Consider the following 2,416-nt stretch of genomic DNA (forward strand, 5'->3'; position numbering starts at 1 on the left):
TGCTGACCCCTCGACGGTTCCGACAAGATCTTCTCTCGAACAGGTCGACGGATTCCGCGCGCCGGCTGTGCGCCCAGCCGGGCGGGACGTCCGCTGGCCGCCCGATGAACCTGCTCACAACCACCCGGCGCCTCCCGTTCACCGGTAAGATCAGCGCGAGTTTGTCACCAGGTACGCTTTTCGGTCTGAAAACCGTACCCAACGACAAACAAACTCCGATCATCACATCCACGAACGATAACGCTCCCCACAAAGTGGCTCTTGCGACTAGCCCAGGACAGCCAGCCCGCGAGGAGTTTCTTCCCCGCGTCGCCATCGACTTTGAACACCTCCCGTAGCCGCTCTTTCAAAAGGTAGGCGGTATACAGCTGCCGGTTCGGCATCCCGGTCGTGGACATCCACCCGGACACGACGGGAATGCCGCACCCCCTGGTGCTCGGCGTGGGCCAAGTCTCGGTTCGGACCACCGTCGAGCTCATCCTGCTCTGCCAGCGCGGCAGGAAGGACGATCCGGACCAGCGTCCGATCGGGACTCCGATCGCTACCCGCCTCGAGGCGGTCGCCCTGGGCCGGATGGTGCCGGTAGCGGTAACGCCCGGAACCGGATCGGTCGTCATCGACGTGCAGCAGGTCGAACTGGTCGACATCACGCCGGACGACCTGGAGTCGGTCCTGGAATGCCTGATGCTGACCCTGCTGCGAGCCGTGTTCGGATCGGTGTCACTGCCCTTCTCCGCGCTTCGCGTCGGCGCGTTCAGCCTTACCCTGCTGCGGGGCCGGAGGCGGAAGGCGCCGGCGCGAGACACTGGTGACTGTGTACGAGCCGTACCCGGCCGAGTGATCGGCCGACGTCCGCAGGAGGCGGTAGTGCGTTGTGACGCCTGCGACAATGGGGAGATCCGTCCCTACGCCGAAACGGCTGCCGCAGCCTGACGAGGATGTGGCGCAGTGTGCGGTAGTTCTCCACTGCCAGCTCGATCAGTCGCCCCCGTGACGACGGCCGCGACGGCGACCACAATGGGGGTGACCGGGACGACCGATGGCAGGGGACGCTCCATGACGAAGACCGGCTACACCCACATCACCCTGCTGATCGACCGGTCAGGCTCGATGATGGCGATCCGCGACGACGCCGAGGGCGGCATCCGGTCGTTCATCGCCGAGCAGGCCGCCGTGCCCGGGCAGGCGACGATCAGCCTCTACCAGTTCGACCACGACTACGAGAAGGTCTTCGGCGCGATCCCGATCGGCGAAGCCCCGCAATACCGGCTGGTCCCGCGGGGCTCCACCGCGCTGCTCGACGCCCTCGGCAGGTCCATCGCGGACACCGGGGAGTTCCTCGGCAACCTTCCCGACGAGCAGCGTCCGGCGACGGTCGTCTTCGCCGTCGTCACCGACGGCCAGGAGAATTCCTCCAAGGAATGGACCCTCGAGCAGGTCAAAAATACGATCAGCAGGCAGACGAACACCTATGGCTGGCAGTTCGCGTTCCTGTCCGCCGACCTCAAGGCGGTTGCCGACGCCCGGCAGATGGGCTTCGCCCCGGCAGCGGCCGCGAGTTACAGCCCGGACGGCGACGGTGTCGGCGTCGCCTACGCAAGCCTGTCCCGATCGGTTTCGCGGACCCGGGCGAGCGGCGCACCGCTGGACCTGTCGGACTCGTAGGGTTCGGACTCGTAGGGTGTCGCCCACGGCATGGTGCACGGCCACATCTACACTGCCGGTCGTGCCCTATACGCCCCCAGCGAGGGTGCCACGATCGGGACCGACGCGCCGCCCGGCCGCACCCGCCGTCCCCGCGGCCCTCGTCCCCGCGTCGGAGATCGACGACGACGGGGCGTACACACGACGAGTCTTCGACGGCTGCGATCTGGCGGGCACCCAGGCCGAGTCCATCGAACTGGAGGGCTGCCGCATCACCGGCACGGACCTGAGCGGTTCGCGGTTGACCCGGGCGATGCTGACCGACGTCGTCATCGAGCGGTCGAGCCTGGCGAACCTGCGGGCCACGAGTTCCTCGCTCGTCCGGGCGGAGATCACGACCTGTCGGATGACGGGATGGTCCTGGTCCGGCGGGCGGCTGCGGGACGTGACCCTGCGTAACTGCCGGGTGGACCTGGCGAACTTCCGGTCCACCGCGATAAGCAACTCCCTGTTCGAGGGCTGCAACCTCAAACGGGCGGACTTCTACGGCGCCGACCTTCGTGGGGCGACCTTCGAGGACTGTGATCTGACCGGCGCGCAGTTCGCCAAGGCGCAGATGGACGGCGCCCGGCTCGTCAACTGCGTGCTCGTCGAGGTGAACGGGGTCGAGAGCATGAGCGGAGCGGCGGTGTCCAGCCGGGACATCGCGGCACTGGCCTACGCCCTCGCCGGTGCGCTGGGCATCAGCGTCACCGAGAACGACTAGCCGGCC

The 2,416-nt window shown here is 67.4% G+C and carries 3 protein-coding genes; all 3 read left to right on the forward strand.

Annotated elements, in window-relative coordinates; translation table 11 throughout:
* Window positions 1-390: 390 nt before the first annotated feature.
* A complete protein-coding gene (locus tag U9980_RS09345; RefSeq protein ID WP_322767567.1) occupies window positions 391-933 on the forward strand; it encodes a hypothetical protein in 543 nt (180 codons plus the stop codon).
* A 123-nt stretch (window positions 934-1,056) separates the two neighbouring features.
* On the forward strand, window positions 1,057-1,665 hold the full coding sequence (locus U9980_RS09350) for a vWA domain-containing protein (protein WP_322767568.1): 609 nt from the start codon (window positions 1,057-1,059) through the stop codon (window positions 1,663-1,665).
* Window positions 1,666-1,750: 85 nt separating this feature from the next.
* Window positions 1,751-2,410 (forward strand): pentapeptide repeat-containing protein, encoded by a 660-nt coding sequence (locus tag U9980_RS09355; protein ID WP_322767569.1) that lies wholly within the window; start codon window positions 1,751-1,753, stop codon window positions 2,408-2,410.
* The last annotated feature ends 6 nt before the right edge of the window (window positions 2,411-2,416 follow it).

This window comes from Protofrankia sp. Cr1, assembly GCF_963555865.1.
Classification (GTDB): domain Bacteria; phylum Actinomycetota; class Actinomycetes; order Frankiales; family Frankiaceae; genus Protofrankia.